This window comes from Marinimicrobium sp. ARAG 43.8 (assembly GCF_050113635.1).
In the GTDB taxonomy this organism is placed as follows: domain Bacteria; phylum Pseudomonadota; class Gammaproteobacteria; order Pseudomonadales; family Cellvibrionaceae; genus Marinimicrobium.
In genome coordinates this window covers 1037219-1063251 of record NZ_JBNJLT010000001.1, presented here as the reverse complement: position 1 = coordinate 1063251, position 26033 = coordinate 1037219, and the positions used below count along the sequence as shown (strand labels likewise).

Genomic DNA, 26033 nt, shown 5'->3' with positions numbered 1-26033 from the left:
TATTACCAACAGGTTAACGAGCATTCGCACAACTGAGTGAGCGACGGATTTTACAAAAGCATTGAGGGTCACGCATGAAAATCACCCGACAGGAATTCGCCCGTCGGCGCAAAACGCTGATGGAGGTGATGGAACCCAACAGCATCGCTATTGTTCCCGCGGCCCCGGAACGCCCCCGCAGTCGTGATACCGAATACCCCTACCGGCAGGACAGCGACTTCCATTACCTGAGTGGTTTCCCGGAGCCGGGTGCGGTGCTGGTGCTGATTCCGGGCAGAGAGCACGGGGAGTATGTATTGTTTTGTCGCGACCGAGACCCCGCCCGTGAGATATGGGACGGGTATCGCGCCGGGCCTGAGGGCGCCTGCCGGGATTACGGCGCGGACGATGCGTTCCCCATCGACGATATCGATGACATACTGACCGGCTTGCTCGAAGGGCGCGAGCGCGTGTACTACGCCATGGGCAAGGACCGGGAGTTTGACCGGCAGGTGATGGACTGGGTGAACAGTATACGGGCTCGCGTTCGTTCTGGGGCCACGCCGCCCGGTGAGTTCCTGGATCTGAATCACTTCCTGCACGACCAGCGCTTGATCAAAAGTGCCGCCGAGCTGCGCCTGATGCGCCATGCCGGCGAAATTTCCGCCCGTGCTCACAAGCGAGCCATGCACTTCTGTCAGCCTGGCGTCATGGAATATCAGCTGGAAGCCGAAATCCATCACGAGTTCGCCATGGCCGGTGCGCGCTTTCCCGCGTACAGCACGATTGTCGGCGGAGGTGCCAATGGCTGCATACTGCACTACATCGAAAACAGCAGCGCCTTGAAAGACGGCGATCTGGTGTTGATTGATGCCGGTTGTGAGTACGACATTTATGCGGCCGATATCACCCGAACGTTTCCGGTGAACGGACGCTTTTCTACCGAGCAGCGCGCGCTGTATGACTGGGTACTGAAAGCCCAGAAGGCGGCCATTGCTGAAGTGCGGCCGGGCAACCATTGGAACCGGCCCCACGAAATATCGGTGCGAGTGTTAACCGAGGGGCTGGTGGCGCTGGGGCTGTTGCAGGGCGAGGTGGATGCTCTGGTTGAAAATGAGGCTTACCGCGAGTTTTACATGCACCGGGTAGGCCATTGGCTCGGTTTGGACGTACACGATGTGGGCGATTACAAAATCGACGGGCAGTGGCGCCTGCTGGAGCCCGGTATGGTGATGACGATTGAGCCCGGCCTGTATATTGCGCCGGATAACGAACGAGTGCCCAAAAAATGGCGCGGCATCGGCATTCGTATTGAAGATGATGTCGCAGTTACCCGCGATGGCTGTGACGTGTTGACGGCGGATGTGCCCAAAGAAGCCGATGACATTGAAGCCTTGATGGCGGGCAGCGAACCCGCAGGTTGAATGTGAGCGGTGGACGCTCGGCTCCTTGAGTTTAGCGTTGAGCCCAGTGTCTGTTATCTGTTATAGGAGACGCGATGACCAAATCGCCCGATACCCGTGTTCCTGATTATGACATCGCTATTGTAGGGGCAGGGATGGTGGGTTCCGCGTTGGCCGCGTTGCTCAGCGCCAGCGGTGCAGGTTGGAAGGTAGTACTGCTCGACCGCTATCCGTTAACGCCCGCGGCGGAAGGGCGTGAAGAGCGTTATGAAGCCGGGCGGGACCATCGGGCCACGGCGTTGTCCGCTGGCAGCGTGGAAATTCTGAAGCGGGCGGGACTCTGGTCCGAACTGGCCGTACACGCCACGACCATTCAGCAGGTGCATGTCTCGGATCGCGGACACCTGGGCGGGGCTTTGCTCAACGCCGTGGATCAGGGGTGCGATGGGCTGGGGTACGTACTGGAAAATGCCTGGCTGCTGCCTTGCCTGCAGCGTGCGGGGTGTCAGGGGGCGCAGCGAGTGCTGGCGCCGGTCATGGTAACGGCGCTGGAACAAGGCCGCTCCTTCACGCGTTTGCATTTGTCGAATCCGTCGGAGAGTTCGTCGGAGGAAGACGCGCCGCCATCCAGCCTCAGTGCGCGACTGGTGGTGCTGGCCGACGGCGGTGCTTCCGATTTACCTCGCCAGCTGGGGATTAACGCGGTTCGGCAAAACTATGGGCAATGTGCGCTCATTACCCGTGTGACCTTTGAAAGAGCGCATCAGTACCGGGCTTTCGAACGGTTTACCGAAGACGGCCCCCTGGCGCTGTTGCCGCTGGGTGAGAAAGCCTCGGCCCGCACCGCTGCGCTGGTGTGGACCCTGCCGCCGGCACGAGCCGAACAGATGGTGGGTGCGTCGGCCCCTGAATTTCTCGCCGCACTGCAGGAAACGTTTGGCTGGCGCCTGGGGCGTTTTACCGAGGTGGGGGAACGCCAGAGCTGGCCGCTGAGTCTGGTCAGGGCGGAAGAACAAATTCGCTCGCGACTGGTGTTGCTTGGCAATAGCGCTCATTACCTGCACCCGGTGGCTGGTCAGGGGTTCAACCTGTCGCTGCGTGATGCGACCGCGTTATCGGCGTCGCTGTCGCGGGCCAGGAGCGACAGCCAAGACCCGGGTGGCCTGGCGTTGTTGCATGCCTATCAGCAGAGAAGACATCGCGATCAATGGACAACGATTCACTTGAGTGACCGGCTGGTGCGGATTTTTACCAGTCGTCGGCCGCTGGATATGGCGCTGCGGCATATCGGTCTGGCGGGTCTCGATTGGCTGCCGGGCGTTAAACCGCTGTTTGCCGCCCAGACCATGGGACTGCTCGGCAGCCCGGGCCGAGCGGTCAATACAGAGGAGAGCCACCCATGAGTGTGGAAACATCCGGCGGCACACCGAGTACCCGGCATTACGACCTGATCATTGTCGGCGCTGGCCAGGTGGGTGCTACGCTGGCTTTACAGTTGGCACCGCTGTTGGAGCGTCAAGGCCTGCGAATGGCATTGGTGGAAGCGGATGATCGCGATCAGCCCACCTTTCATGCCGAACAGTTTGACCCCCGGGTGGTGGCGCTTACCCCGGCGTCTCAGCAACTCTACCAGCGCCTGGGATTGTGGCGGCACATCGAAAAAGAACGTGTCTGTCCCTACCGGGAGATGCACGTCTGGGACGGGGAAGGCAGTGGTCGGATTGGCTTTAGTGCCGACGAACTCGGTAGTGAGGCTCTGGGCCATATTGTGGAAGTGAGTGTGCTGGTACGTCACATTCGTCAGGCGTTGACGTATCAGTCCGGTGTGGATCTGCTCAGTCCCGCTGTGGTCCGGGGATTGGACCGCGTTGAATCGGGCACGGCATCGGCCAGCGACTTGCCGCGACCCCTTTCTTCAGCGCCCCTGCAGCGTCTTACGCTGGAAGATGGCCGCAAGGTCAGTGCGCCGCTGGTGGTGGCCGCCGATGGCGTTGAGTCCCGTGTTCGTGAGCTGGCAGGCTTCGCGGTGCGTGAATGGTCCTACGATCAAAAAGCGATTGTGACCACGGTGCGCACGGAACGTCCGCATGGCTACACCGCTCGCCAGCGGTTTATGCGCACCGGTCCGGTGGCTCTGTTGCCCTTGCGCTGGCGTAGAGAGACACAGACGCCCGGGCCTTGGGATGCGCATTATTGTTCCATCGTCTGGTCGGCTGATGCCGACCTGGCGGATGAACTGATGGCGTTGGATGACGCTGGCTTTCGGGCGCGACTGGGGCGTGAGACCGAATACGCCTTGGGCGAAATCACCGATGTGGATCGCCGTCATGCGATTGCACTGGCCCAGCGTCACGCTCGCGATTATGTGCGTCCCGGTGTGGCACTGGTTGGCGATGCGGCGCACCGTATTCACCCGCTGGCGGGGCAAGGCGTCAATCTGGGGTTGAAGGATGTGATGGCGCTGGCGACTGAAATCGAGCGCGCACTGAATCGGGGCTTACCGCTTGGAGAAGTTTCCATCGTGCGTCGCTATCAGCGTCAGCGTTTGGGGGACAATCTGGGCATGATGGCCACCATGGAAGGGTTCAAACAGTTATTCGGCAGCCATGCACCCGCTGCAATTATGGCTCGCAATCTGGGGTTGCGCGGTGTAAATGCCTTGGCGCCGGTCAAAAATACATTAGCTCGAAAAGCGATGGGAGTTTAATTGGTTATGAATATTAACCCGCACCTGGAATTATCGAATCTGCTCAAGGAGCTGGGCGTCAAGCCGGGAGACACGCTCATGGTGCACGCGTCGCTACGATCACTGGGCGAGGCGATGCCTGCGGATATTGTGATTGCGGGATTGAGACGGGCGCTGGGGCCGACCGGAACACTGGCGATGCCGACGCTGAGCTATAAAACCGTGACGGCCGAGCATCCGCTGTTCGATACCGAAACCACGCCCTCCTGTGTGGGCAGCCTCAGTGAAGTGTTCCGTCGTCAGCAGGGCGTTGTACGCAGCTTGCACCCGACACATTCGGCGGCCGCCATTGGCCTCAATACCTCGGATTTGTTGGTGGGGCACGAGGAAGATCACACGCCTTGCGGTGAACATTCACCCTTTGCCCGGCTGCCAAAACTGGAGGGGCGGATACTGTTTCTGGGCTGCGACTTCACGGTCAACACCTCCATGCACGCCGCTGAAGAGGTGGTCATGCCGCCCTACCTTCTGGAAGAGGAGCCGGTGGATTTTATCCTCAACGATGCGCGTGGTCGGCAGGTAACCAGCGCGGTGCGCTGCCACAATTTCCGCGGTTACAAACAACGCTATGACCGCCTTGAAGCGTTGCTGCCTGCCAGTGCCATCAAGCGGGGAAGACTGCTGGCGGCGGACTGCATGCTGGTGGAAGCGGAAGCTGTGCGCGAGGCCGCCGTGGCTGCCTTGCAGAAGAACCCACTGCACTTTGTGGATGCTGAAAACGAATGACACCGGCTCGCAAACACGTAATGGACCTGACACTGAATGGCCTGTTGATACTGTGCCTGCTGGGAGCGGGGGTGCTGTTTATCGGGCGCTCAAGCGGTTACGGAATCCTGCTGGCACCGCTGGGCTGGATGCTGGCGGTGCTGGTTTTCCGGCAGTGGCGCTGGGCCTACTTCGGCAGCGCCGTCTGGGCGCTGGCCTGTTATCAATTGGCCAAGGAAGGTCTGGAGTTCGAATGGGTCAAGCGCACGGTAATGTCCCTGAGTTTTCCTCTGGTTGTGCTGGCGATCTATTTACACGAGACATTGGGGCGGCGACAGGGGCGACAAAAGCCCACTGGCAAACCGCCCCAATGATTGCCGGACCCGACACAGTAGAATCAATACGTTACCGTTGATGTTGTGCAAATTTTCATCAAATTGTGCTTGAACTGCCCGAATCGAAGTGCTTTAATTTTTCTCGCTAGAGATTGAGACCGGTCAAAGACTAGGCTTCCGCGAGGCACCCTCCAGTGACTTTGTTCGACCCTTCCCTTAGCACAGCCCGTCGGCTGCTTCACCCTGATACTCCGACCAGGAGGTCAGTTAATGTTCAACGGTTTCGGAAATCCCGAGCCGATAATGAGTAACGTAAGACGAGGAAAGTATGTCAGACCAATTGGTATCTGGTGTTGTTAAGTGGTTCAACGATGACAAAGGCTATGGCTTTATTGAGCGTGAAGGTGGGGCCGATGTATTTGTCCACTTCCGCGCCATTAATGGCTCGGGGCGTCGCACTCTGAAAGAAGGTCAGAGCGTCACTTTCGAAGTGACTCAGGGCCAGAAAGGTCCCCAGGCGGAAAACGTTACGCCTCTCTAAGCGCTCGTTTCCACTCTGGCGGCTCGCCCGGTTGGTGACCGTCCACGCCGGGGTCACCCCCGGCGGTTTTGTCCGCTCTGCTTGCCGTGTTCGGCAAGCCCGTTTCCTTTTTTCTGCGTTTTCATTCTCCGATGTCACTGGAGCCCGTGCCATGCACGAGGTATGCTCCGTATTTCATTTTTTGGCGAACAATAATGTCCGGTAAGCGATAGCCACTATGATTCTCGATTTGAAAACGCTGGCCTGGGGCGTTTTACTGGGCCTGTTGTTCTATTACACTTGGCGAGCCTTCCAGGCCAAGGATGTGGCTTATGCGGCGGCGCGATCACACTGCGCACAAATGCAGGTACAACTGCTGGATCAGAGTGTGTACCTGCGCAAACTATGGATTCGATGGCACCGTGGCAGGCCGGGCCTGTGGCGGTTGTTTCACTTTGAATTCACGGTAACCGGTGGTGACCGATACGTCGGGCAGGTATGGATGCTGGGCCGACAGATAACGCGTGTAGAACTGGAGCCGCACCGCGTTCACTAGCGGAGCAGTGTCTTTGGCATTAGTGGGGATTCGTTGACATTGGAGGAAAATATGACCGAGCGCGTGGGTGGCTGGCATCGTAAATCCCGGCGACGTGTGTATGAAAATCCCTGGATCAATATTTCTCACGACGAGGTTATTACGCCGGCGGGCACCGATGGCATTTATGGCGTGGTGCACTTTAAGAATACCGCCGTGGGGGTGTTGCCGATTGATGAAAGCGGGAACACCTGGCTGGTGCGACAAACCCGTTACACGATGAATAATTACACCTGGGAAATTCCCGAGGGGGGTTGCCCCCAGGGCGAGGATACACTGAGTGCGGCGCAGCGTGAATTGCGCGAAGAGGCGGGTTTACAGGCGCAACACTGGGAAAGGTTGCAGGAACTGCAACTGTCAAACTCGGTGACCGACGAAGTGGCGGTTATTTACGTGGCCCGACAGCTTGAGGAAGTGGGGCAGGCGCTGGAAGACAGTGAAGATATTGAGTTAAAAAAATTACCGTTAACTGAGGCCATCGCCATGGTCGAGCGCGGTGAGATCACCGATGCAATTTCGGTGGCGGCGCTGTTGCGGGTGGCGTATCAGCGGGCGGCCAACCTGGATTGAAGCGAGGCGGGTGCGCTGGCACACCCGCCCTGCGGTTTAACCCACCATTTCTTCCAGTTCTTTCCCTTTCGTTTCCTGAACCATCAATATCACAAAGGCGACTGACACCGCCGCGAAGAAGGTGTAGATACCATACGCTGCTGCAAGCCCAATGCCGGCCAGCAATACCGGGAAGGTGGCTGTCACGATAAAGTTGGCCAGCCACTGAGCCAGCCCCGCAATGGCCAGTCCCGAGCCGCGAATCTGGTTGGGAAACATCTCGCCCAGCATGACCCACATCACCGGCCCCCACGACATGTTAAAGAGGAACACATAAGCATTGGCCGCGATTAACGCCAACAGGCCGGCTCCATCAGACAATTGCAGGTTGCCGGTTTCCAGGTTGACAGGCGCACCGGCGAACGCAAAGGCCACCAGCCCCAGCGTGACGGCCATACCGGCAGAACCAAACCACAGCAGCGGTTTGCGCCCGATCTTATCGACAAAGAAAAAGGTGATCAGGCAGGCGGCAATGCTGATACTGCCGGAAATGACATTGATGGCCAACGCATCGCTTTCGGAAAAACCCGCTGCTTGCCACAACACGGCACCGTAGTAGAACACCACATTGATACCCACCAGTTGCTGCAGCACGGCAAGGCCGATACCCACCCAGACGATAGGACGAACCTTGCGAGTGCTGGGCACCAGAAGATCGCGAAAGCGCGGTTGGTGATCCTCGGCCAGTGAGTCACCAATCTCGCGTTGTTTAATGTCGGCTGTGGCATGTCCATACAGCCGCGCGAGAACGCCACTGGCTTTTTCGGTTTTACCGGAGGCGACCAAAAAGCGTGGGCTTTCGGGAATTGCCAGCAGCGCCACCAGAAAAACAGTGGCGGGGAGCAGTTCCATCCAGAACATCCAGCGCCAGGTTTCATAGCCCCACCAGAGTTCGCGCGTGGAGCCCCCCGCCACATCGGCCAACAGATAGTTGCTTAAAAACGCCGCCGTGAGACCGGAGATAATCGCAATCTGTTGGATAGAGGTAAGCATGCCACGATAGCGCGCCGGAGCCACCTCACTGATGTAGGCCGGTGCCATGACGCTGGCGGCGCCAACGGCCAGGCCGCCGAGAATGCGATAGATCACAAACTCCAGCGTGGTGCCGGCGACACCGGACCCCCAGGCGGAGATAATAAAAAGCACGGCCGCGACAATCAGCAAAGAGCGACGGCCGTATTTGTCGGCGAGTCGGCCAGCAAAAAGGGCGCCAACGGCGCAACCGAGCAACATGGAGGACACACTGAAACCGGTGCCGGCGCTGTCGGAGTTGAACGCCAGTTGCAAGCCCTCCACGGTGCCGTTAATGACGCCACTGTCGAAGCCGAACAGGAAACCGCCAATGGTTGCCACGCAACTGATCAGCACGATAAACACTGTGCTGCCGTTCTCCGGATAAGAAGAACTCGCCATGAAATATACCCTTCTGCCGTTTGTTATGTTGTTAACGCGCTTGCCGTCAGATGAATAGTAAAACGGGGACGGCTCCCAATGAAGCGTCCCCGTTTCGGTGTAATCAGGAGGCCTGGGCGTTTACGTCGCACATTCTATCAGGCCTCTTGGTCACGATCAGCGGATGTAGCGGTTGATTACGTTTTCATACAGCTCTTGCTGGCCACTGATTTGTTTCGGCTCGCCACCAGCATTGCCGATCTCGGCCAGTTGCTCCAGCGTCAGTTTGCCAGATTCGAAGTCGGCACCTTTACCGCTGTCGAAAGAAGCGTAGCGCTCGGCCCGCATTTTTTCCAACGGGGATTTCTGGATGATGTCGTCGGCGATCAACAGCGAGCGCGCAAACACATCCATACCGCCGATATGGCCGTGGAAGGTGTCGTTCAGGTCGGTAGAGTTACGACGACGCTTCGCATCGAAGTTCACACCGCCGCCCTGGAAACCGCCGTGGCGCAGCAGAACCAGCAACATTTCAACGGTTTCGTTGATGTTGTACGGGAACTGGTCGGTATCCCAGGAGTTCTGGTAATCACCGCGGTTCGCATCGATAGAGCCGAGCATACCGGCGTTGGCCGCCGCTTGCATCTCGTGATCCATGGTGTGCTGGGCCAGAGTGGCGTGGTTGGTTTCAATGTTCAGTTTGAAATCTTTATCCAGACCGTGATGACGCAGGAAGCCGATAACGGTTTCGCTGTCAAAGTCGTACTGGTGCTTGGTTGGTTCCATGGGCTTCGGTTCGATCAGGAAGTTGCCTTTGAAGCCTTGCGCACGACCATAATCGCGAGCCATGGTCAGGAAGCGGGCCAGGTGTTCTTGCTCGCGGCCCATGTCGGAGTTCAACAGGCTCATGTAACCTTCGCGGCCACCCCAGAACACATAGTTTTCACCGCCGAGTGCAATGGTGGCGTCCATGGCGTCTTTCACCTGGGCACCGGCAAAGGCCACGACGTTGAAGTCCGGGTTGGTGGAGGCGCCATTCATAAAGCGCGGGTTGCTGAACACGTTTGAGGTGCCCCACAACAGTTTTACGCCCGACTCTTTTTGTTTCTCTTTGGTCCACTCGACCCACTTTTTCAGGCGAGCCTGGGTTTCAGCGCGAGAGTCGGCTTCTTCGATAACGTCTACATCGTGGAAACAGAAGTAGGGCACACCCAGCTTGGTAATGAATTCAAAGGCGGCATCCAGCTTCATGCGGCTGCGGGTTTCGTGATCCTTGCCTTCGGACCAGGGGAAGTGGAAGGGACCAGGGCCAAACGGGTCATGGCCGGCACCGCAGAAGGTGTGCCAGTAACACACGGCAAACTTGAAGTGTTCCTTCATGGTTTTGCCGGCGACGACTTTGTTTTCGTCGTACCACTTGAATGAGAAGGGGTTGTCGGACTCCGGGCCCTCATACTGAATTTTGCCGACCCCGGGGAAATACTCTTTATCGCCTAGTGTGATGCTCATGGTAAAGACCTTTTTGCTTTGTGTTGCGTGGAAAATGAAAAAATGGGCGATGAACAGTGATCGCCCGGCTTACCTAATTGGCCTCGGCAAGTCGCTGTTCGACAGCGTCACGCCACTGGCCGTACAGTTCCTGATACTGTGTTTGCAGTGCGGTTTCGGGCTCCAGAACTGCCTTGCAGGTCAGTGTGCGGAACACATCGTCACGGCTGCGATAAAAGTCACAGCCCCATGCGGCGGCACGCGCTACACCATCGGCGCTGTCAGTCTGGTACAGCTCCAGTGGCGCGCCAGTCAGGTTGACGAAAGCACTGCTGAAAATCGGGCTTAAAAACATATTGCTGTGCCCGGCGCGTACCACACGTGTTTCCGCTCCCAGACCTTTAATGAGATCGAAACCGAGGTTCATGGCGTAGGCCACACCTTCCTGGGTGGCCCGTGCTATGTGATTGACGCTGTGACGGTTGAGGTCCAGACCGTCCACTTGGGCCGAAAGCAGTTTGTTGCGCATAATGCGCTCCGCCCCGTTTCCAAAAGGATAGACTTTCAGGCCATCGCTGCCGGGTTTCACGGACTCGCCCAGCTCATTTAAGCGCGGATAGGACACGTCGCCACCCGCGCTGAGTACGCCTCTGAGCCAGCTGTTCATTCGGCCTGCGCCGTTGATGCAGGCCAGCAGGCCGCGGTGGACATCGGCATCGCCTTTGTTAACGTGCAGGAAGGTGTTAATGCGTTGATCCGGGTCGGCAATGTTTTTGTCGGTCACGGCGTAGACCACACCGGAAGTGCCCGCCGTGGTGGCGACATCGCCCGGCTCCAATACGTTCAGGCTCATGGCATTGGCCACCTGATCACCGGCGCGAAAGCCGAGCTTGGCGCCAGCGTTGATGCCCAGCTCCTGCGCAGCGCTTTCGCTGACCTCGCCCTGAACCCCAAGATTGGGTACCTGACGGGCCAGGAGGCTGGGGTCGATGTGCCAGTGTTTGAGCAGTTTGTCCGACGCGCCGTTCTCGGAAAAATCCCAGAAAACCCCTTCTGACAGGCCCGAGGCGGTGGTAGTGCACTCGCCGGTCAATTTGTAGGCAATGTAATCGCCGGGGAGCAGGATTTTGTCAATTTGCGCGTAGAGTTCGGGTTCGTTTTCCTGTACCCAGCGCAGCTTGGCGGCGGTGAAGTTGCCGGGGGAGTTCAGCAGGTGCTCCATGCACCAGTCGGTGCCGAGTTCGTCAAACGCCTGTTCACCCGTGGACACAGCGCGGCTGTCGCACCAGATAATGGAGGGGCGCAGCACCTTGCCGTCCGCATCCAGCGCCACCAGGCCGTGCATTTGGTAGGAAATACCGATGGCACCAATCTTGTCTTTTACCTCCGGGCGCTGTTGCCACATTTGTGCACAGCCTTGCTTAACGGCGTCCCACCAGTCTTCCGGGGCCTGTTCGGCCCAGCCGGAGCGGGGGGCCTGAATAGTCATTTCCTGAGGCGGGTAAGTGGCATTGGCCACCCGTTCACCGCTCTCGCCGTCGATGACGGACAGCTTGACCGAGGAACTGCCGATGTCTAATCCGAGAAAGTACATAGTGTTGGTCTACCCAGTCTTGAGTGATTGTGGCTGTTATTCCCGGTCATATGCCGGATTCTTATGGTACATTTGACCATGTATTTTGTATACCAAACGCACTGTCATGTGTCGCTGGTGGACAGCGGCTTCGTCTGCGGTGTCAACGCGGGCGGAGCGCTGGAGCCGCGCACGATGAGCCGGTGCTCTACAACCTCTGCGCCTTCCCCAATATCCTTGCCATCAATGGCGTTAAGTAACCGCCGCATGGTGCGTTCGCCGATTTCGTCGGTTGGCTGTGCCACTGTCGTCAGAGGCGGGTCCATGATGGCCGCGTAGCGGGTATCGTCGAAGCCGACAACGGAAACATCGTCGGGAACGCGCAACCCGAGGCGCTTGATTTCGTGAATCGCCGCCATGGCCATTTCGTCGTTGGCACAAAAAATGGCCGTGGGGCGAGCCTTTAAACTCAGCAGTTTTCGGGTGGCCCGACGGGCGCCCTCAATACTCTGGTCACCGTTGACCACCCAGTCGCTGGCGGGGGGGTGCCCCTGAGCCGTCAGCGTGTCCCGGTAGCCGCGCTCCCGGTCTCGGGTCAATAGAGAGCCGCGGGCGCCAGTGATAAACGCAATGCGCCGATGCCCCAATTGCCACAGGTATTGAGTGGCTTCGGCGGCAGCCCGCCGGTTGTCGACCCGCACGCTGGGGATATGGGCCAGCTCGTCAGTAACGTGTTCACAGCCCAGCACAATCGGGGTGCGACGTTCACCCGTAGAGTAGGCACTGGTATCGGAGAAGGGCGACGGGCTGGCGAGAATGATGATTCCGTCGGCCTCTTTCGACATCACCATACGGCAATAGTCATCCAGCTCCGGTGGGCTGTGGGTGGTTTCGCGAATAAGAATGGCGTAGCCCTCTTCCTGCGCTACCCGGTTGATCCCATTCATGACGCCGCCCCAGAAAGGCAACCCCACGGATTGCAGCACGACCATCACCAGTCCGGTTCGGCCGCGACGGAAGTTGCGTGCCAGGGCATTGGGCGCGTAGCCGGTTTGCTCCACGGCAGCCTGTACCGCAGCCAGGGTTTTCGGTTTGACCCGCTCCGGCTCGTTCAGGCACCGGGAGACGGTGGAAATCGACACCCCGGCCAGTTTGGCGACGTCTTTGATGGACACTGTCTGGTTGGAGCGTGAGGCCATAATTCGGGTCTTTATGAAAACGTTTCTATTTCAAGATGTTAGAGGTCACTTTGCATTTTTGCCGTTTTTTTTGCACATCGTTTCAAGGATTATGACCTTAAAGTGCAAATGACTCAATAGCTTTTTATTAAAAATAGAAACGTTTTCATTATGTGTCAACCGTCTTCTCATACGTAGCCCATGGTTCAGGCGCGACGCATAGCAGGAGCGAATGGGCGGCAGGAGGTGATTCGCGCTATTTTGAGGGACAGCAATCGGCCAGAGGAAAAAGCCCTTGCACTCGGCGCTCTAACCCTGAACAATTCCGGTTTTGATGAGACGGCCCTTGGCTGAGAGGGCGATGTTTCATCGACTGAGGTTCGAAACAGCAAGGTGGGCAATGACTGAGCTTTTCATTCTACGCAACCAGCACGGTTATTTTCTGGGCAAGCAAAAGGATTGGCTGGATGGGCGAGACCGCAACGCCCTTTACAAAACGCTCCACAAGGATGAAGCGGTGAACCAGATGGTAGAGTTGAGCGCAAAGGACTTTGAGCAGCGTATACGTGTGGTGCCTTGCGAGGCGGATGAGCGTGGCCTGCCGGTGGTGTCGGAAGACGATATGCCGCCCCGTGCCCCCAAAGCCAGGCCGTCGCCGAAGCATGAGGGTCGTGAGGAAAGCCCGGAGGGCTTGGACGAGGCCGCTGCGCAGGCAGAGTCCGCACCATCGTCTGAGACTGACCCCGCGCCTGAGGAGAATCCCGCTCCTGAGAACAGCCTCCAGGGCGCTGCTGTCTCCGCCTATCCTTCCCAGTAACCATATACCGGGTTAACCCAGTCTTCTGCGCCGCCAAAGGAGCTCACGTTGTCACAGACCAGCCGCCTGCACCAACATTTGCGTCATTTCTCCCAACAGGGCGGCGATACGCTAAAGGGTATTTTGCGAGGAGTGGAGAAGGAGAGCCTGCGAGTGACGCCCGGCGGCGATCTGGCTCAGGGCGAGCACCCCAGAGATCTGGGGTCTGCCCTGACGCACCCACATATTACGACAGATTATAGTGAAGCACTGCTCGAGTTTATTACCGAGCCGTTCACGAGTGTCGAGGCGTTGCTTGGGCAACTGGACGATATCCATCGCTACACCTACAGCGTTCTGGATGGTGAATGGCTCTGGCCAGCCAGCATGCCCTGTGCGCTGAAAGGCGATGAGGGCATACCGGTCGCCCAGTATGGCCGCTCTAATAGCGGCACCATGAAAACGGTGTACCGCCTTGGGCTGGCGCACCGTTATGGTCGCACCATGCAGACGATCGCCGGTGTTCACTACAATTTTTCCCTGCCGGATCAGTTCTGGCGCGAGCTGCAGGCACTTGAAGGCGACGCCCAAAGCCTGCAGGACTTCAAAACCGAGCGCTATTTTGACCTGATTCGCAACTTTCGACGTTACTCCTGGTTGCTGATCTATCTGTTCGGTGCCGCCCCGGCGGTGTGCCGCTCTTTTGTACGCAACCGTCAGCATCGGCTGGAGCCATTCAACGGCGATGAGCATACGCTGCATGCGCCCTATGCGACGTCGCTGCGCATGGGCGATCTCGGATACCAGAGCGATGCCCAGCAAAGCATGATTGTCTGCTACAACGATATCGCCTCTTATCTACAAACATTGTGCGGTGCCATCACCCAGCCTCATGCCGCCTACGAGGCCATTGGGCTTAAGGATGAAAGCGGGGGCTACCAACAACTGAACACCAGTTTGTTGCAGATTGAAAACGAGTTCTACAGCAGCGTGCGGCCCAAGCGCACCACCCAGCGTGGAGAAACCGCGCTGCAGGCGTTGCGACTGCGGGGCGTCGAGTATGTGGAAGTGCGCTGCGTAGACCTGAACCCGTTTGAGCCTCTGGGCATCAGTGCCGAACAGATTCATTTTCTGGATGCCTTTCTTCTGTTTTGCTTGCTGAGATCGAGCCCAAAGACGCACAATCAGGAGTATCGCAATATTCAGGAAAACCAGGAACGCATCGTGTACCGGGGCAGGGAGCCTGGCCTCAAGCTGTGTAGGGAAGATGGGGAAGTGCTCATGAACGAGTGGGCGCACGAACTGCTGGCGGCGATTCGCGACTGCGCCGTGTCGCTGGACGCCTCTCGGGGACAAACCGACACCGGTCAGGCGTCGGTCGCGGCGCAGCAGAGAAAACTGGATGATCCCGAATTGACGCCCTCGGCCCGGGTGCTGGCAGGTATGCGGCGAGAGCAGCAAACCTTCTTTCGCTACACCATGACCCAGGCTCAGCAGCATGGTGATAGATTCCGGCGTCGGCCGTTGGCCGCCGACATGCAGGCGCACTATCGCGCTATGGCGGCGAAATCACTGCAGGATCAGCGCGCGGTGGAGGCGGCCGATACGCTCAGCTTCGAAGACTATCTGGCTAACTACTATCGGCAATATCGCCGCTGTGGTGATGATACGGACCCGTCCCTTGCACGGCCTCTGGGCAGTTGTGGCTAGCGCTGAACCACGAAATTGCGAAACAGCAGGTCGCGAATAATCTGTTCTCGGCCTTCCTCCTGAGCGATTAACTGGTTGGTCTGCTCGAGTGCGGCCTGCCGCAACTGTTCTCGCCCGGTCTGGGTATTGACACCCTCCTCATCCTGACGGCTGAACAGCATGACCAGCTTGTCGCGAATGAGCGGCATATGGTGACGGACAATGCCGACATCATTGGAATTTTCTACTCGAAGAGAGATCTCGGCGCGGAGGTATTTCAGTCTTCCGGGGCCGCCATAATTGACCGTCAATGGCTCACTCAGTGGTATGTAAATCTGGTCCTCTTTCTCCTGCTGGGCGCTTGCCCACGGCGCCACGGCGACCCCCAGGCTCAGGCTGATAAAGGCAACGGCGGCCATCAAAAGACGTCGGCACCGGGGCAGGGACGCGGTTCGCTTAATTCGTTCAAATCGTTGCATTCGATTCATTACCGTGCAAATCCAATAATGTATGCGCCAAACAGTAGCGCGTCCAGAGTGTTTTTGCGTACCATTGGTGTGCTTATTCCTATAAGCCAAACACCGTAGCCCACGTATTGTAGCCCAAAGCTCTCTGGAGATTCGAACATGCTGCCGAGCGTCCGCCTGACCAACTGCCTGATTGTCATGCTCGTGGTTTTCATGATGGGGGTGGCGCTGTACATGGAGCACGGCATGGGCCTTGAGCCCTGTCCGCTGTGCATCAGCCAGCGTATTTTTGTGATCCTGGCGGGGGTCTGGGCGCTGCTGGCTTTTCTGCACCATCCGGGGCGTATTGGCCGCCGGGTCTACGGCCTGCTCGGGTTGCTCTCTGCCGCCGCAGGCGCGGCCGTTTCCGCTCGCCAGCTCTGGTTGCAGAGTCTTCCGGAGGATCAGGTGCCCGCCTGCGGTCCGGGCCTGGATTATATGCTGGATGCCTTCCCGCTCTTGGATGTGCTGCGCGCGATGCTGGCGGGCGATGGTAACTGTGCGGAGGTGTCCTGGTCGCTGTTCGGAATCAGCATCCCGGGCTGGACCCTGATTGGATTTCTAGTGCTGGGGCTTGCTCATCTGTGGCAAGTCCTGCGCCGTCGCCAGTAACAATAATGCTGGTGACCGATAACGTTTTTTTCATTGCGTAAGGAATGTTTATGCTCGATAACTGTAAAAACGCTAAAGAACGATGGGGCGGTGTCAGCGATATCATTGATCGCTGGCTGGAAGAGCGGCGCCTGATGCTGGTTTCTTTTTGCGATTTAAGCGCCATGAAAGCGCCCGCATCCAGCGATCAGGTGCGCGGTGGCAAGTTGCGCCACTTGTGTGAAATTCTCGTGGACTACATCTCTGCCGGGCACTTTGAAGTGTATGATCAGTTGATGCGTGAGGGTCGGGAATTCGGCAGTGACGAAGCGTTGGTCGAGGCCAGCAAATTGTTTGCGTTGGTGGACCGGACCACTCAGGACATTCTGGATTTCAACGATAAATACCTGGAAACCGATGATCTCGATGCGCTGGAGCGAGACCTATCCCAGCTGGGTGAAGCGCTTGAAACACGGTTTGCCGCCGAGGACCGAATGATTGCTGTTCTGCATACTGCCCACAAAGACAGGGTGGTCTGAGAGCGCCCCATGAGGCACTCGACCGCGTCCCCTCGATCTCGATCCGGCGGTAAATTTGCACGCCGTGCCGGTCTGTTGCTACTGGGCTTGGCGCTGTGGGGGTGCGACCGACCGGCGGAGCCCGTCGACCATTTGGAGGTGGCGGCTCGCAGCATTCAAGCGGGAGCATTGTCCGCAGACGGGCGCTGGGCGCTGGTGGGGTCAGGCAATCACGGAGGGAGTTTGTGGCGAGTAGATGATGGCGAGCGCCTCTTCAACTGGAATCATAAAGCGGATACCAGCACCTTGATTCTCAGTGCCAGTTTTTCCACCGATGCGCGTTACGCGCTGACGACCGATGAACGGACGCTGGTGCTTTGGAACCGGGAGACCGGCGCCGCTGAGCAGTACTGGAGCAGCCCCGCCGGCATTGTGATGGCCCAGTTGGGAGCCGATGGCGAACACGCCCTTCTGGCATTGGAGGATTACCGTGCGGCGTTGTACAACGTGCGGCGCGGCGGGATTATTCGCAATTTTCATCACAGCGACCACGTCTCTGCTATTGCGATGAGTGAACACCGCGCGGTGACCGGGTCCGATGCGGGAACCGCGACGCTGTGGAATCTCGACACGGGGGAGGTGATCGTCTCCCGTCAGCACGACGCCCCGGTGCAAGCGGTGGCGATTGCCCCTCAGGGGGATCGGATTCTTTCGGCAGCGCGCTATGAACCGCCGCAGGTATGGAGCGCTGAAGGAGAATTATTGTGGGAATTGCCGCTGCCGGAAGAGCGAGTGCGGCGAGGTGCGAGGGTAAGCCTGGCACGGTTCAGCGACGACGGCGGCTGGCTGTTGACCGGCCAGCCCACAGGGCGGGTGGATTTGTGGGACGTCGATAACCGGACGCTGGCATACAGTTGGCAACTCCCAAAGCGCAAGGCGTTTCATCCGAAAGCGGTTGCCGTGCTGGCTCTGGCGTTTACGGAGGATCCCAATCGTTATCGTGCCATCAGCTCCGATGGTTTTGTATACGAGCTCGGTTATTAGGGCCAACAAGACCCTAGGCCAAGATACAAAAAAACCGTTCAGTTGAACGGTTTTTTTGTACTTCTTTTGGCACAGGCTTTTGTGCTGGGCCGAAGCCCTCGCTGGCCAGCGGGAGATTACTCGTCGCCGCCAGCCTCAGCCTCGTCAGCGGCTTCCACTTCCAGCAATTCCACTTCGAAAATCAGTGCGGAACTGGGCGGAATCGGGCCATTGCCGCCCGGGCCGTAAGCGAGGTCTGATGGAATATACAATTCGTACTTGGCGCCTTCGGACATCAGCTGCAGACCTTCGGTCCAGCCGGAAATGACGCCGTTGACGGCAAACGACACCGGCTCACCACGCTCGTAGGAGCTGTCGAACTCAGTACCATCAAGCAGACGACCGCGATAATGTACGGTGACGGTATCGTTCGGGCCGGGCGAGGCACCTTCCCCTTCCTCAAGCACTTTGTACTGCAGACCGCTGTCGGTCTCCTGCACACCATCGGCGTTGGCGTTTTCGGCAAAGAACGCTTCCGCTTCTTGCTGGTTGGTTTCGGAGGCGGCTTTTTGCTCGGCTTCACGCTTGGCCATTTGCTCTTCCTGAAAGGTCTGCATGACTTCACGCATCTCTTCTTCGCTCAGGCGCGGGTCTGTGCCGTCGCGCTTGTCGCGCAGCGCCTGGGCAAACGCCTCGGGCTCAATCGTCACGCCGCCCTGAGCCAGGTTTTCGGCCAGATTGGTGCCAAAAATGTAGTTCACTTTCTGGTCCAGTGTTTCCAGCTCAACGGTTTTCTGTTCGGGCTCTGACTGGTTGCAACCGGCCAGAAGAGCGGCTGCACCCAACAGACCCGCCATCAGTTGTACATTGCGTTTCATGCGTTGCACCTTCTTTTATAAATGTTGGTGATTCTGCCCGCTTAGCCAGCGGCTTGAGATCGAGTCGTCAATGGTAACTCAAGTCGCCTATGAATGAACCCTTTTTGCGACTCGATACGGGCTGATTGGTCCACAAAAGCCCGCTCAGGTTCCATAAAAGCGCGCAATCGAGAGAATTTTTGGGGAATCCGCCGCAAATTACTGTGCTGCCATACACATTTTTGCCGGACGATACTACAATATCACCAGGTGTTTTCGCCGGTATCCGTTCACTCTCCAACTGCACAGGAACCTCACTATGGCCGCCAAGAAGAAAGCAACCGTCAGCGTAACCGCTTTGGAAAAGCAGGTCGAGAAAATCCAGGCGCAGCTGGATCAGGCTCGCACGAAGAAGCTGACCCAGGCTGAGAAGACGGCAGCCCAGGCAAAAAAAGCTCTGGATGTCGCCAAGCGCAAACTGAAAACTCTGCGTGGTAAAAAAGCTTCTGCCAGTAAAGTGAAGCGCAAGACGGCCGCTTCCGAGCAGCGTCTGAGCAAAGCGAAAACTGACGTGGCCGCTCAGCAAAAAGTGGTGGATGCCGCGCAGCAGGCGCTGGTGAATGCCAAGTCAGCGTTGGACGCAGCGAAGGCAGAAAAGAAACGGGCGGATCAGCTGGCCCGTGAAGTGAAGAAAGCCCGCCAGGCGGTGGAAAAGAAAGCCAAAAAGAAAGCATCCAGCAAACGCAAAACGCGCGCAAAAAAGGCCGTCAGTAAGCCTGCTGTCAAGAAAGCGACCGCTAAAAAAGCGAGCACCAAAAAAACCACAACGAAAAAGGCGGCCACCAAGAAGGCACCGGCTAAAAAAGTCGCCACCAAGAAAGCGGTAACCAAGCGCGCCGCTGCCAAGAAAACCTCGACTCGTAAAACGGCTGCCAAAAAAGCCCCCGCCGCGAAAGCCACGGCCAAAAAGGCGACCACTAAAAAGACCACGGCTAAAAAAGCGTCTGCCAAGCCATCACCGGCCAAGCCCGCGCCGAGTGCCCAGCCCAAACCGGCCCAAAGCACTGCAGGCAGCCCCAAAACCCAAAGGGTTCCTAAGCCGACACCGGTGGCTCCGACATTCGGCGGAGAAACGCTCTCCGGTGTGAATCGCAATCCGGAAGCGCCACCCGCACCGGCTCCCGTGTCTCAGCCGGCCCCTGGCCACCAGCGCACTGAAATGATCGAGCCGTCTGATAAGCCTAAAGCTCAGCCCGTGCCTGATCGCCCGGCCTCTGGCAGCCTGTTTGGACACGACTTGTTCGAGAGCGAGGACAAGAGCGGCGATAAGAGCGACGACAACGCCTGATTGCGGTCGGCTCGACGAAAATCAGGAAAGGTGAGCGGGAAGCTTCGGCTTCCCGTTTTCTGTTATCAGACGTTAAGGTTTAACGGAAAACTGGCGCAGTAGCTCGTGCTCTTGCTCCTCGGGTAGGTCCAGGAGGCGAGCATAGATCGCCAGGTTGGCGCCGGGGGGAACCAGTGTGCGCTCGCTCGCGTTTAACCAGGTAACCGCCAGTGATTCCAGGCGGGTTTGAACGGCTTGCTCAGCTTTCAATTCAGCCACTTTGATGGCATCGCGACTGGCTTCGATACTGGCGTTGCGAGTGCCGTAATGCCGCTTGATATGCTGACGCATACGGCGCAAAGGTTCGACGATTTCGGTATGCCAGGGAGCGATATACGCCTGGGCCAGTCGCAATCGTGTATCAGTGAGGCGCAAACCTTCCTGTTCGAGCCAGTCCAGCCAGAGTAAGATGTTGACGTTGGCCCCGTGATTGTCCTGAAGTGCCAGGCACAGCGTTTCCACACCGGGCTGGCGATAGCGCGCCAGTGAAAAGTCCCATAGCGACGTGTGTGTGTGAAATGCGGGTTTCATGGGCTGTCTTTTACCACCAATACTCATTTGTCCAGGCGGGACAGGCGTCGTGCGTGTCGCTCGGCTCATCCAATACCAATAGGCTTTAGAATACGCGCCATGATTCAGTTACAGCAAGTCTCTTTGCAACGCGGTCCCAAGTTTCTGCTGGAGCAGGCCGACCTAACCCTCTTCCCGGGTCAAAAAGCTGGTTTGATCGGGGCCAACGGCAGCGGCAAGTCCAGTTTCTTTCAGCTTTTACTCGGCCGCCTGACGTCCGATAGCGGGCAGTGGGACATGCCGACGCAGTGGCGTGTAGCGCATATGGCCCAGGAGGTGGAAACGCTGGAGCGCCGGGCGCTGGACTATGTTCTTGACGGCGATACCGAATTGCGCCGGCTGGAAGCGGCCATTGATGGTGCCCAAAATGAAGGCGAGCGGCTTGCCCGTCTCTACGCCGAGATGGAAAACATTCAGGCGTACTCTGCGCCGTCGCGGGCGGAGCAGTTGCTGGATGGCCTCGGTTTTGCCCCGGGAGACGCCGAGCGACCAGTATCCGACTTCTCGGGCGGGTGGCGCATTCGCCTGAACCTTGCTCAGGCCCTGATGTGTCCATCGGATTTACTGCTGCTCGATGAACCGACCAACCACTTGGATCTGGATGCCACGCTCTGGCTGGAACAGTGGCTGCAACGTTACCCGGGCACGCTGATTATTATTTCGCATGACCGGGACTTCCTCGACAACGTCGTCGACCGCATCGTATCGCTGGAAAACGCCAAGCTGAATTTATACACCGGTAACTATTCGGCGTACGAGCGCCAGCGCGCGGAGCGGTTGGCGCAACAAGACGCCGCCTTTCAGAAACAGCAGGCGCAGATTGCGCACATGGAAGCGTATGTGCGCCGCTTTCGGGCCCAGGCCAATAAGGCCCGGCAGGCCCAGAGTCGCCTGAAAGCGATCGAACGGATGGAAAAAATCGCGCCGGCGCACGTGGACTCGCCGTTTAATTTTCGGTTTTTGCCCGCGGGGAAAATGTCCCGGCCCCTGATTAATCTGACGCATGCCGATATTGGTTACGGCGACAAACCCGTACTGAATCAGGTCAATCTCGGCGTGCTGCCCGAAACCCGTATTGGTCTGCTCGGCCCCAATGGAGCGGGTAAATCCAGCCTGATCAAAACACTCGCGGGTGAACTCGCGCTACGGGCGGGGGATTGCCACACGGGAGATAACTTCAAGCTCGGCTATTTTGCCCAACATCAATTGGACGCGCTGGATATCAATGCCTCCGCAGCTCAGCACATCCTGCGGCTGTCGCCGGAAACCCGGGAGCAGGAGGTTCGGGATTTTCTGGGTGGCTTTGATTTTCACGGGGATCGCGCTTTCGAACCGATTACGCATTTCTCCGGGGGAGAAAAGGCGCGGTTGGCGCTGGCGTTGATTGTGTGGCAAAAACCCAATGTGTTACTGCTGGACGAACCGACCAACCACCTGGATCTGGAAATGCGCCAGGCCTTGACCATGGCACTGCAGGATTTCGAAGGCGCTGTGCTGGTGGTGTCTCACGACCGACATTTATTGCGCAGTACCGTGGACGAGTTCTTGTTGATCGCCGATGGCCGTGTGCAGGCGTTCGACGGCGATCTGGAGGAGTATCACCGTTGGTTATTGCAACGCCGGCAACGTGAAGGCGCTGCCCAGCGGGCCGAGGCCGCACCGCCGGTGCAGGACAAAAAGGCGCAGCGCCAGGAAGCGGCCGCCCGGCGAGCGCAGCTTAAACCCCTGACAGATAAACTCAAAAAGCTGGAGAAGGAAATGGAACGCCTGAACGTGACGCTGGCCTCAGTAGAAAACGAACTGGCCGATCCGACGATATACGAAGAGGCCCACAAAGCACGGCTGCAAGCGCTGTTAAAATCTCAGGGAGATGCCCGAGCCAGCTTGGATGACCTTGAAGAGGCCTGGCTGACGCTTAGCGAAGAGCTGGAAACTTATGTTTAATCTCACCCGTTTGTTTGCCGACCGCGCCAGCCATATTGCGGCTATCGATCTTGGCTCGAACAGCTTTCATATGATCATTGCACGCTGGGACGATGATCACCTCACGTTACTGGACCGGCTGCGGGAACCGGTGCGGCTGGGCTGGGGTTTGACGGAAGATGGGCGGCTGGACGACGACGCACGCGATCGTGCCATGGCCTGTCTGGACCGCTTCGGCGAGCGCCTGCGCGACTACCCGTCCCGCAGTGTGCGCATCGTAGGTACGAAAACGCTGCGCAGCATCCACGACTCTTCCGGTTTTTTACGCGATGCGCAGGCCCGGCTTGGTCACCCGGTGGAAATTATTTCCGGTGAAGAGGAAGCGCGTCTGGTCTACCTGGGCGTCGCCCACTGCATTGCCCCGGGAGAAGGGCGCAGAATGGTGGTGGACATCGGTGGCGGCAGTACAGAAATTATTCTCGGTCAGGGCATGGCACCCGAGCTGAAAGAAAGCTTGAGCATGGGGTGCGTAGCGCTGACCAAACGGTTTTTTCTGGATGGCAAAGTCACGGACAAGTTGGTGAAAAAAGCGCGGCTGGCCTGCCAGCAGGAAGTGGCGCCGGTCCTGGAAGCATTCATTGAGCGAGAGCGCCAGGAAGTACTAGGCGCTTCCGGTACGATTAAAGCGGCCGCCAAGGTGTGCGAGCAAAACGGTTGGAGCGATGGGCCGGTGACCGCCGCCGGACTAGAAAAAATCATTAAAGCCTATCGCGATCACGGCAAACTGGATCTGAATCTGAAAGGCCTTTCCAGTGATCGGGAGCCGGTCTTTCTCGGCGGCGTCATCATATTGGCCACGCTGTTTGAAGCGTTTGATATCGAGCAAATGCCGGCGGCGGACTGGGCACTGCGAGAGGGGTTGTTGTACGACCTGAAAGGGCGATTGGAAAACCGGGATATCCGGCAGGCCAGTGTTGAAGCGTTGGCGAAGCGTTTTCACGTCAACCTTGTTAAGGCCGAAGCGGTGGCGCACAGCGCGCAACAGTTGCTGGAGCAGGCCGCTGAGCCCTGGAATCTGGATGCGCGGGAGTCCGGCAAGTTATTGGGTTGGGCCGCGTATCTCTACACGGTAGGGCTGGATATCTCCCACACCGATTATCACAAGCACAGCGCCTACATCATCGATAATGTTGACCTCGCCGGGTGTTCAAAAGCGGAGCAGGCGCAGCTGGCGGTGTTGGCGCTGGCGCATCGCAAGCGTTTTCCGGCGAAGAAGTTTCCGATGGACAATACCGATCTGGTGCGATTGGCGGTGCTGTTGCGTTTGGCGGTCATTTTCAACCGAGCCCAGAACAAGGGCGCCTTGCCCGCGTTGGCACTGACTTGTGAGGCCCAACGCTTGTCAGTGACCCTGCCCGAGGAGTGGCTGGCCAACAACCCGCTGACCCAGGCCGATCTGGAAAACGAAGCGGATTATCTACGCGATATTGGTTACGAGTTGGCGCTGACCACCCATTAAGGGTGAGCGAGCGTCACAATGTCATCAATTGCCGGGCAGCCCAGCGCTCCAGCAAAATGGCCTGAGCATCAATGGGTGTCTCTCCCTCGGCTGGCTGAACCTTTTGGTAACTGCCATCGGACTGCAGCAACCAAGCATGGGTGTTGTCTTCCAGGTACAGCTGTAAATCCTCCATGATCCGGTCGCGAATTTTTTTGTGTTTAATGGGGAAGCAGGTCTCCACCCGGTGAAACATGTTTCGGATCATCCAGTCTGCACTCGAGCAAAACAGTTCCGGTGTGCCGCTGTTCTCGAAATAAAATACCCGGCTGTGTTCGAGCAGGCGTCCAATGATGGAACGCACCCGGATATTCTCGGACAGGCCTTCGACGCCGGGGCGAATTTGGCAGATACCGCGAACCATTAAATCAATTTTTACCCCCGCCTGAGCGGCGGCATACAGTTCCTCGGTGAGCTCTTCTTCGTATAGCGAGTTCATCTTGGCAATAATGCGCGCCGGTTTTCCCTGTTCGGCATTTTCCCGTTCGGTGCGGATACGGCGCACCAGTCCTTTGTGCAGTGTAAAGGGTGCGTACAGCAGGCAGTCCATTTTCGACGCTTTGCCCAGGCTGCTCAGCTGGAGAAAGATGCGGTACACATCTTCCCCGATCTCCCGGTCTGCGGTCATGAGGCCGTAATCGGTGTACAGCATGGTGGTTTTCGGGTGGTAATTGCCGGTGCCGAGATGCACGTAATAGCGCAATTTGCTGTCCTCGCGACGGGCCACCAACAGCATCTTGGCGTGTGTCTTGAATCCGACCACACCGTAGATAACGTGAATGCCATAGCGTTGCAAGCGTTCGGCCAAAACCACATTCTGCTCTTCGTCGAATCGGGCTCGAAGCTCAACAATGGCCGTGACCTCTTTGCCAGCTTTTGCGGCGGCCACCAGTGCGTCCACCACGGGTGAGTTGGAGCCAGTGCGATATAACGTTTGTTTAATGGCGAGCACGTTGGGGTCTGCCGCCGCCTCTCGCAAAAAATCCACGACCGCGTGAAAAGAGTCGAACGGGTGGTGCAGCAGCAGGTCTTGCTTTCTGAGCGCGGAAAAATAACTGTTGGTGCGCTTGGGTAGCTTGGGCATGGACTGCACGAAGGGGGTGAAATAGAACTGGCTGTCTTTCACCAGATCAAACAGGTCCGAGAGCCGGTTCAGGTTGACTGGGCCGTGAATACGGTACACATCGCGCCGGGTAATCTCGCAGCGCTCCACCAGAAAATCTTCCAGCTCCTGGGGGCAGGTATCAGCCACCTCCAGGCGGACTTCGTCGCCGTATTGGCGGTACACCAACTCGCCCTGCACCGCGCGCAGCAGATCCTCGGTTTCTTCCTCGTCCAGAAAAATGTCCGAGTTGCGGGTCAGCCGAAACTGGTAGCTGTCGATGACGTTCATGCCGATAAAAATTTCCGCCATGAAGTAATGGATGATGGAAGAAATGAACACAAACGTGCGTCCTTCTCCCCCAATGGCGGGCGGTAGCTCCACCAAGTGGTTGAGCGAGCGGGGCACCTGCACAATGGCTCGCCCTGAATTGCGGCCAAAGGCATCTTTGCCATCGAGCTTGACGATAAAATTCAGGCTTTTGTTGAGAATGCGGGGAAACGGGTGCGCGGGGTCGAGCCCAATGGGGCTGAGCAGCGGCAGAATATCCGTCTCAAAGTAATCGTGCAGATGGTCGATTTGGGCGGAGCTCCATTCATCACGGCGCAGCACCCGAATACCGTGCTCGCGCATCAGGGGGAGGATTTGGCCATTCAACAGCTGATATTGCTCGAGCACCAGCTCGTGAGCGCGTTCTATCGCCTCGGAGAGCGTTTGTTGCTGGGTCAGTCCGTCTGGCCCCGCTGGCGTCGAGGCATTCATCTCCAGCATTTCTACCAGGCCGCCGACCCGAACCTCGAAAAATTCATCGAGATTGGTGGAAAAGATACACAGGAATCGCAGCCGCTCCAGCAGCGGCAAGGACGCGTCGTACGCCTGGTAGAGGACCCGCTTATTAAATTCCAGCAGACTGAGTTCGCGATTGAAAAAAGCGTTGGACACCGTATAACCCTGTTGCGCCATGACACAAAGCCCTTAACCTTATTGCAG

At 57.8% G+C, this 26033-nt stretch carries 24 protein-coding genes; 16 read left to right on the top strand and 8 right to left on the bottom strand.

The annotated features are described in order from the left end of the window. Window positions 1-74 precede the first annotated feature (74 nt). The 8 genes from pepP (at window position 75) to ACQCLF_RS04420 (ending at window position 6853) form a co-directional block, all read left to right on the top strand. Window positions 75-1403 (top strand): Xaa-Pro aminopeptidase, encoded by a 1329-nt coding sequence (pepP, locus tag ACQCLF_RS04455; RefSeq protein ID WP_426985077.1) that lies wholly within the window; start codon window positions 75-77, stop codon window positions 1401-1403. A 74-nt stretch (window positions 1404-1477) separates the two neighbouring features. Next, on the top strand, window positions 1478-2785 hold the full coding sequence (gene ubiH, locus ACQCLF_RS04450) for a 2-octaprenyl-6-methoxyphenyl hydroxylase (RefSeq protein ID WP_426985076.1): 1308 nt from the start codon (window positions 1478-1480) through the stop codon (window positions 2783-2785). Beyond that, a complete protein-coding gene (locus ACQCLF_RS04445) occupies window positions 2782-4089 on the top strand; it encodes a UbiH/UbiF/VisC/COQ6 family ubiquinone biosynthesis hydroxylase (protein WP_426985075.1) in 1308 nt (435 codons plus the stop codon). The genes ubiH and ACQCLF_RS04445 overlap by 4 nt, the downstream gene beginning before the upstream one ends. A 6-nt stretch (window positions 4090-4095) precedes the next feature. Continuing rightward, on the top strand, window positions 4096-4854 hold the full coding sequence (locus tag ACQCLF_RS04440; protein WP_426985074.1) for an AAC(3) family N-acetyltransferase: 759 nt from the start codon (window positions 4096-4098) through the stop codon (window positions 4852-4854). Then, on the top strand, window positions 4851-5207 hold the full coding sequence (locus ACQCLF_RS04435; protein WP_426985073.1) for a hypothetical protein: 357 nt from the start codon (window positions 4851-4853) through the stop codon (window positions 5205-5207). The genes ACQCLF_RS04440 and ACQCLF_RS04435 overlap by 4 nt, the downstream gene beginning before the upstream one ends. A 289-nt stretch (window positions 5208-5496) precedes the next feature. Next, window positions 5497-5709 (top strand): cold-shock protein, encoded by a 213-nt coding sequence (locus ACQCLF_RS04430; RefSeq protein ID WP_024461971.1) that lies wholly within the window; start codon window positions 5497-5499, stop codon window positions 5707-5709. Window positions 5710-5926: 217 nt separating this feature from the next. Next, a complete protein-coding gene (locus ACQCLF_RS04425; protein ID WP_426985072.1) occupies window positions 5927-6244 on the top strand; it encodes a DUF3301 domain-containing protein in 318 nt (105 codons plus the stop codon). 51 nt (window positions 6245-6295) lie between these two features. Beyond that, window positions 6296-6853 (top strand): NUDIX domain-containing protein, encoded by a 558-nt coding sequence (locus tag ACQCLF_RS04420; RefSeq protein WP_426985071.1) that lies wholly within the window; start codon window positions 6296-6298, stop codon window positions 6851-6853. A 36-nt stretch (window positions 6854-6889) separates the two neighbouring features. On the opposite strand, the gene ACQCLF_RS04415 is transcribed toward ACQCLF_RS04420, so the two are convergent. The 4 genes from ACQCLF_RS04415 to ACQCLF_RS04400 form a co-directional block, all read right to left on the bottom strand. Continuing rightward, on the bottom strand, window positions 6890-8305 hold the full coding sequence (locus tag ACQCLF_RS04415; protein WP_426985070.1) for a sugar porter family MFS transporter: 1416 nt from the start codon (window positions 8303-8305) through the stop codon (window positions 6890-6892). A gap of 156 nt (window positions 8306-8461) precedes the next feature. Next, on the bottom strand, window positions 8462-9793 hold the full coding sequence (gene xylA / locus ACQCLF_RS04410; protein WP_426985069.1) for a xylose isomerase: 1332 nt from the start codon (window positions 9791-9793) through the stop codon (window positions 8462-8464). Window positions 9794-9866: 73 nt separating this feature from the next. Then, window positions 9867-11366, bottom strand: a complete 1500-nt coding sequence (locus tag ACQCLF_RS04405; protein ID WP_426985068.1) for a xylulokinase — start codon at window positions 11364-11366, stop codon at window positions 9867-9869. A 104-nt stretch (window positions 11367-11470) separates the two neighbouring features. Further along, the gene (locus ACQCLF_RS04400) at window positions 11471-12544 is read right to left on the bottom strand and encodes a LacI family DNA-binding transcriptional regulator (RefSeq protein ID WP_426985067.1); all 1074 of its coding nucleotides are present in this window, start codon (window positions 12542-12544) and stop codon (window positions 11471-11473) included. A 379-nt stretch (window positions 12545-12923) separates the two neighbouring features. On the opposite strand from ACQCLF_RS04400, the gene ACQCLF_RS04395 reads away from it, so the two are divergent. Together ACQCLF_RS04395 and gshA are read left to right on the top strand one after the other, a co-directional pair. After that, window positions 12924-13340: a hypothetical protein gene (locus ACQCLF_RS04395; RefSeq protein WP_426985066.1), complete on the top strand. Its 417-nt coding sequence runs from the start codon at window positions 12924-12926 to the stop codon at window positions 13338-13340. A 48-nt stretch (window positions 13341-13388) separates the two neighbouring features. Then, window positions 13389-15029 (top strand): glutamate--cysteine ligase, encoded by a 1641-nt coding sequence (gene gshA / locus ACQCLF_RS04390; protein WP_426985065.1) that lies wholly within the window; start codon window positions 13389-13391, stop codon window positions 15027-15029. Here the strand turns inward: gshA and ACQCLF_RS04385 are convergent. Further along, window positions 15026-15487, bottom strand: a complete 462-nt coding sequence (locus ACQCLF_RS04385; RefSeq protein ID WP_426985064.1) for a flagellar basal body-associated FliL family protein — start codon at window positions 15485-15487, stop codon at window positions 15026-15028. The genes gshA and ACQCLF_RS04385 overlap by 4 nt on opposite strands. A 147-nt stretch (window positions 15488-15634) precedes the next feature. Here ACQCLF_RS04385 and ACQCLF_RS04380 point away from each other — a divergent pair, with 147 nt between their 5' ends. Genes ACQCLF_RS04380 through ACQCLF_RS04370 form a run of 3 tightly spaced genes read left to right on the top strand, consistent with a single transcriptional unit; the run spans window position 15635 to window position 17667 of the window. After that, window positions 15635-16126 carry a disulfide bond formation protein B gene (locus tag ACQCLF_RS04380; protein WP_426985063.1) on the top strand — a complete coding sequence of 164 codons (492 nt, stop codon included), beginning with the start codon at window positions 15635-15637 and terminating at the stop codon, window positions 16124-16126. A gap of 50 nt (window positions 16127-16176) precedes the next feature. Further along, complete coding sequence (gene rsd / locus ACQCLF_RS04375) at window positions 16177-16644, top strand: sigma D regulator (protein WP_426985062.1); 468 nt, start codon at window positions 16177-16179, stop codon at window positions 16642-16644. 9 nt (window positions 16645-16653) lie between these two features. After that, the gene (locus ACQCLF_RS04370; protein WP_426985061.1) at window positions 16654-17667 is read left to right on the top strand and encodes a WD40 repeat domain-containing protein; all 1014 of its coding nucleotides are present in this window, start codon (window positions 16654-16656) and stop codon (window positions 17665-17667) included. 116 nt (window positions 17668-17783) lie between these two features. On the opposite strand, the gene ACQCLF_RS04365 is transcribed toward ACQCLF_RS04370, so the two are convergent. Next, a complete protein-coding gene (locus tag ACQCLF_RS04365) occupies window positions 17784-18524 on the bottom strand; it encodes an FKBP-type peptidyl-prolyl cis-trans isomerase (protein WP_426985060.1) in 741 nt (246 codons plus the stop codon). A gap of 298 nt (window positions 18525-18822) precedes the next feature. Between ACQCLF_RS04365 and ACQCLF_RS04360 the strand changes: the two genes are divergently transcribed. Further along, window positions 18823-19851, top strand: coding sequence for a histidine kinase (locus tag ACQCLF_RS04360; protein WP_426985059.1), 1029 nt, complete (start codon window positions 18823-18825; stop codon window positions 19849-19851). A gap of 72 nt (window positions 19852-19923) precedes the next feature. Here ACQCLF_RS04360 and ACQCLF_RS04355 read toward each other — a convergent pair whose 3' ends face one another. Beyond that, entirely contained in the window at window positions 19924-20421 is a 498-nt protein-coding gene (locus tag ACQCLF_RS04355) for a TIGR02444 family protein (protein ID WP_426985058.1), read from the bottom strand. A gap of 99 nt (window positions 20422-20520) precedes the next feature. Between ACQCLF_RS04355 and ACQCLF_RS04350 the strand changes: the two genes are divergently transcribed. Then, window positions 20521-22404, top strand: coding sequence for an ATP-binding cassette domain-containing protein (locus ACQCLF_RS04350; RefSeq protein ID WP_426985057.1), 1884 nt, complete (start codon window positions 20521-20523; stop codon window positions 22402-22404). Further along, complete coding sequence (locus ACQCLF_RS04345; RefSeq protein ID WP_426985056.1) at window positions 22397-23902, top strand: exopolyphosphatase; 1506 nt, start codon at window positions 22397-22399, stop codon at window positions 23900-23902. The genes ACQCLF_RS04350 and ACQCLF_RS04345 overlap by 8 nt, the downstream gene beginning before the upstream one ends. Window positions 23903-23915: 13 nt before the next feature. On the opposite strand, the gene ppk1 is transcribed toward ACQCLF_RS04345, so the two are convergent. Further along, entirely contained in the window at window positions 23916-26006 is a 2091-nt protein-coding gene (gene ppk1 / locus ACQCLF_RS04340; protein ID WP_426985055.1) for a polyphosphate kinase 1, read from the bottom strand. Window positions 26007-26033 lie beyond the last annotated feature (27 nt).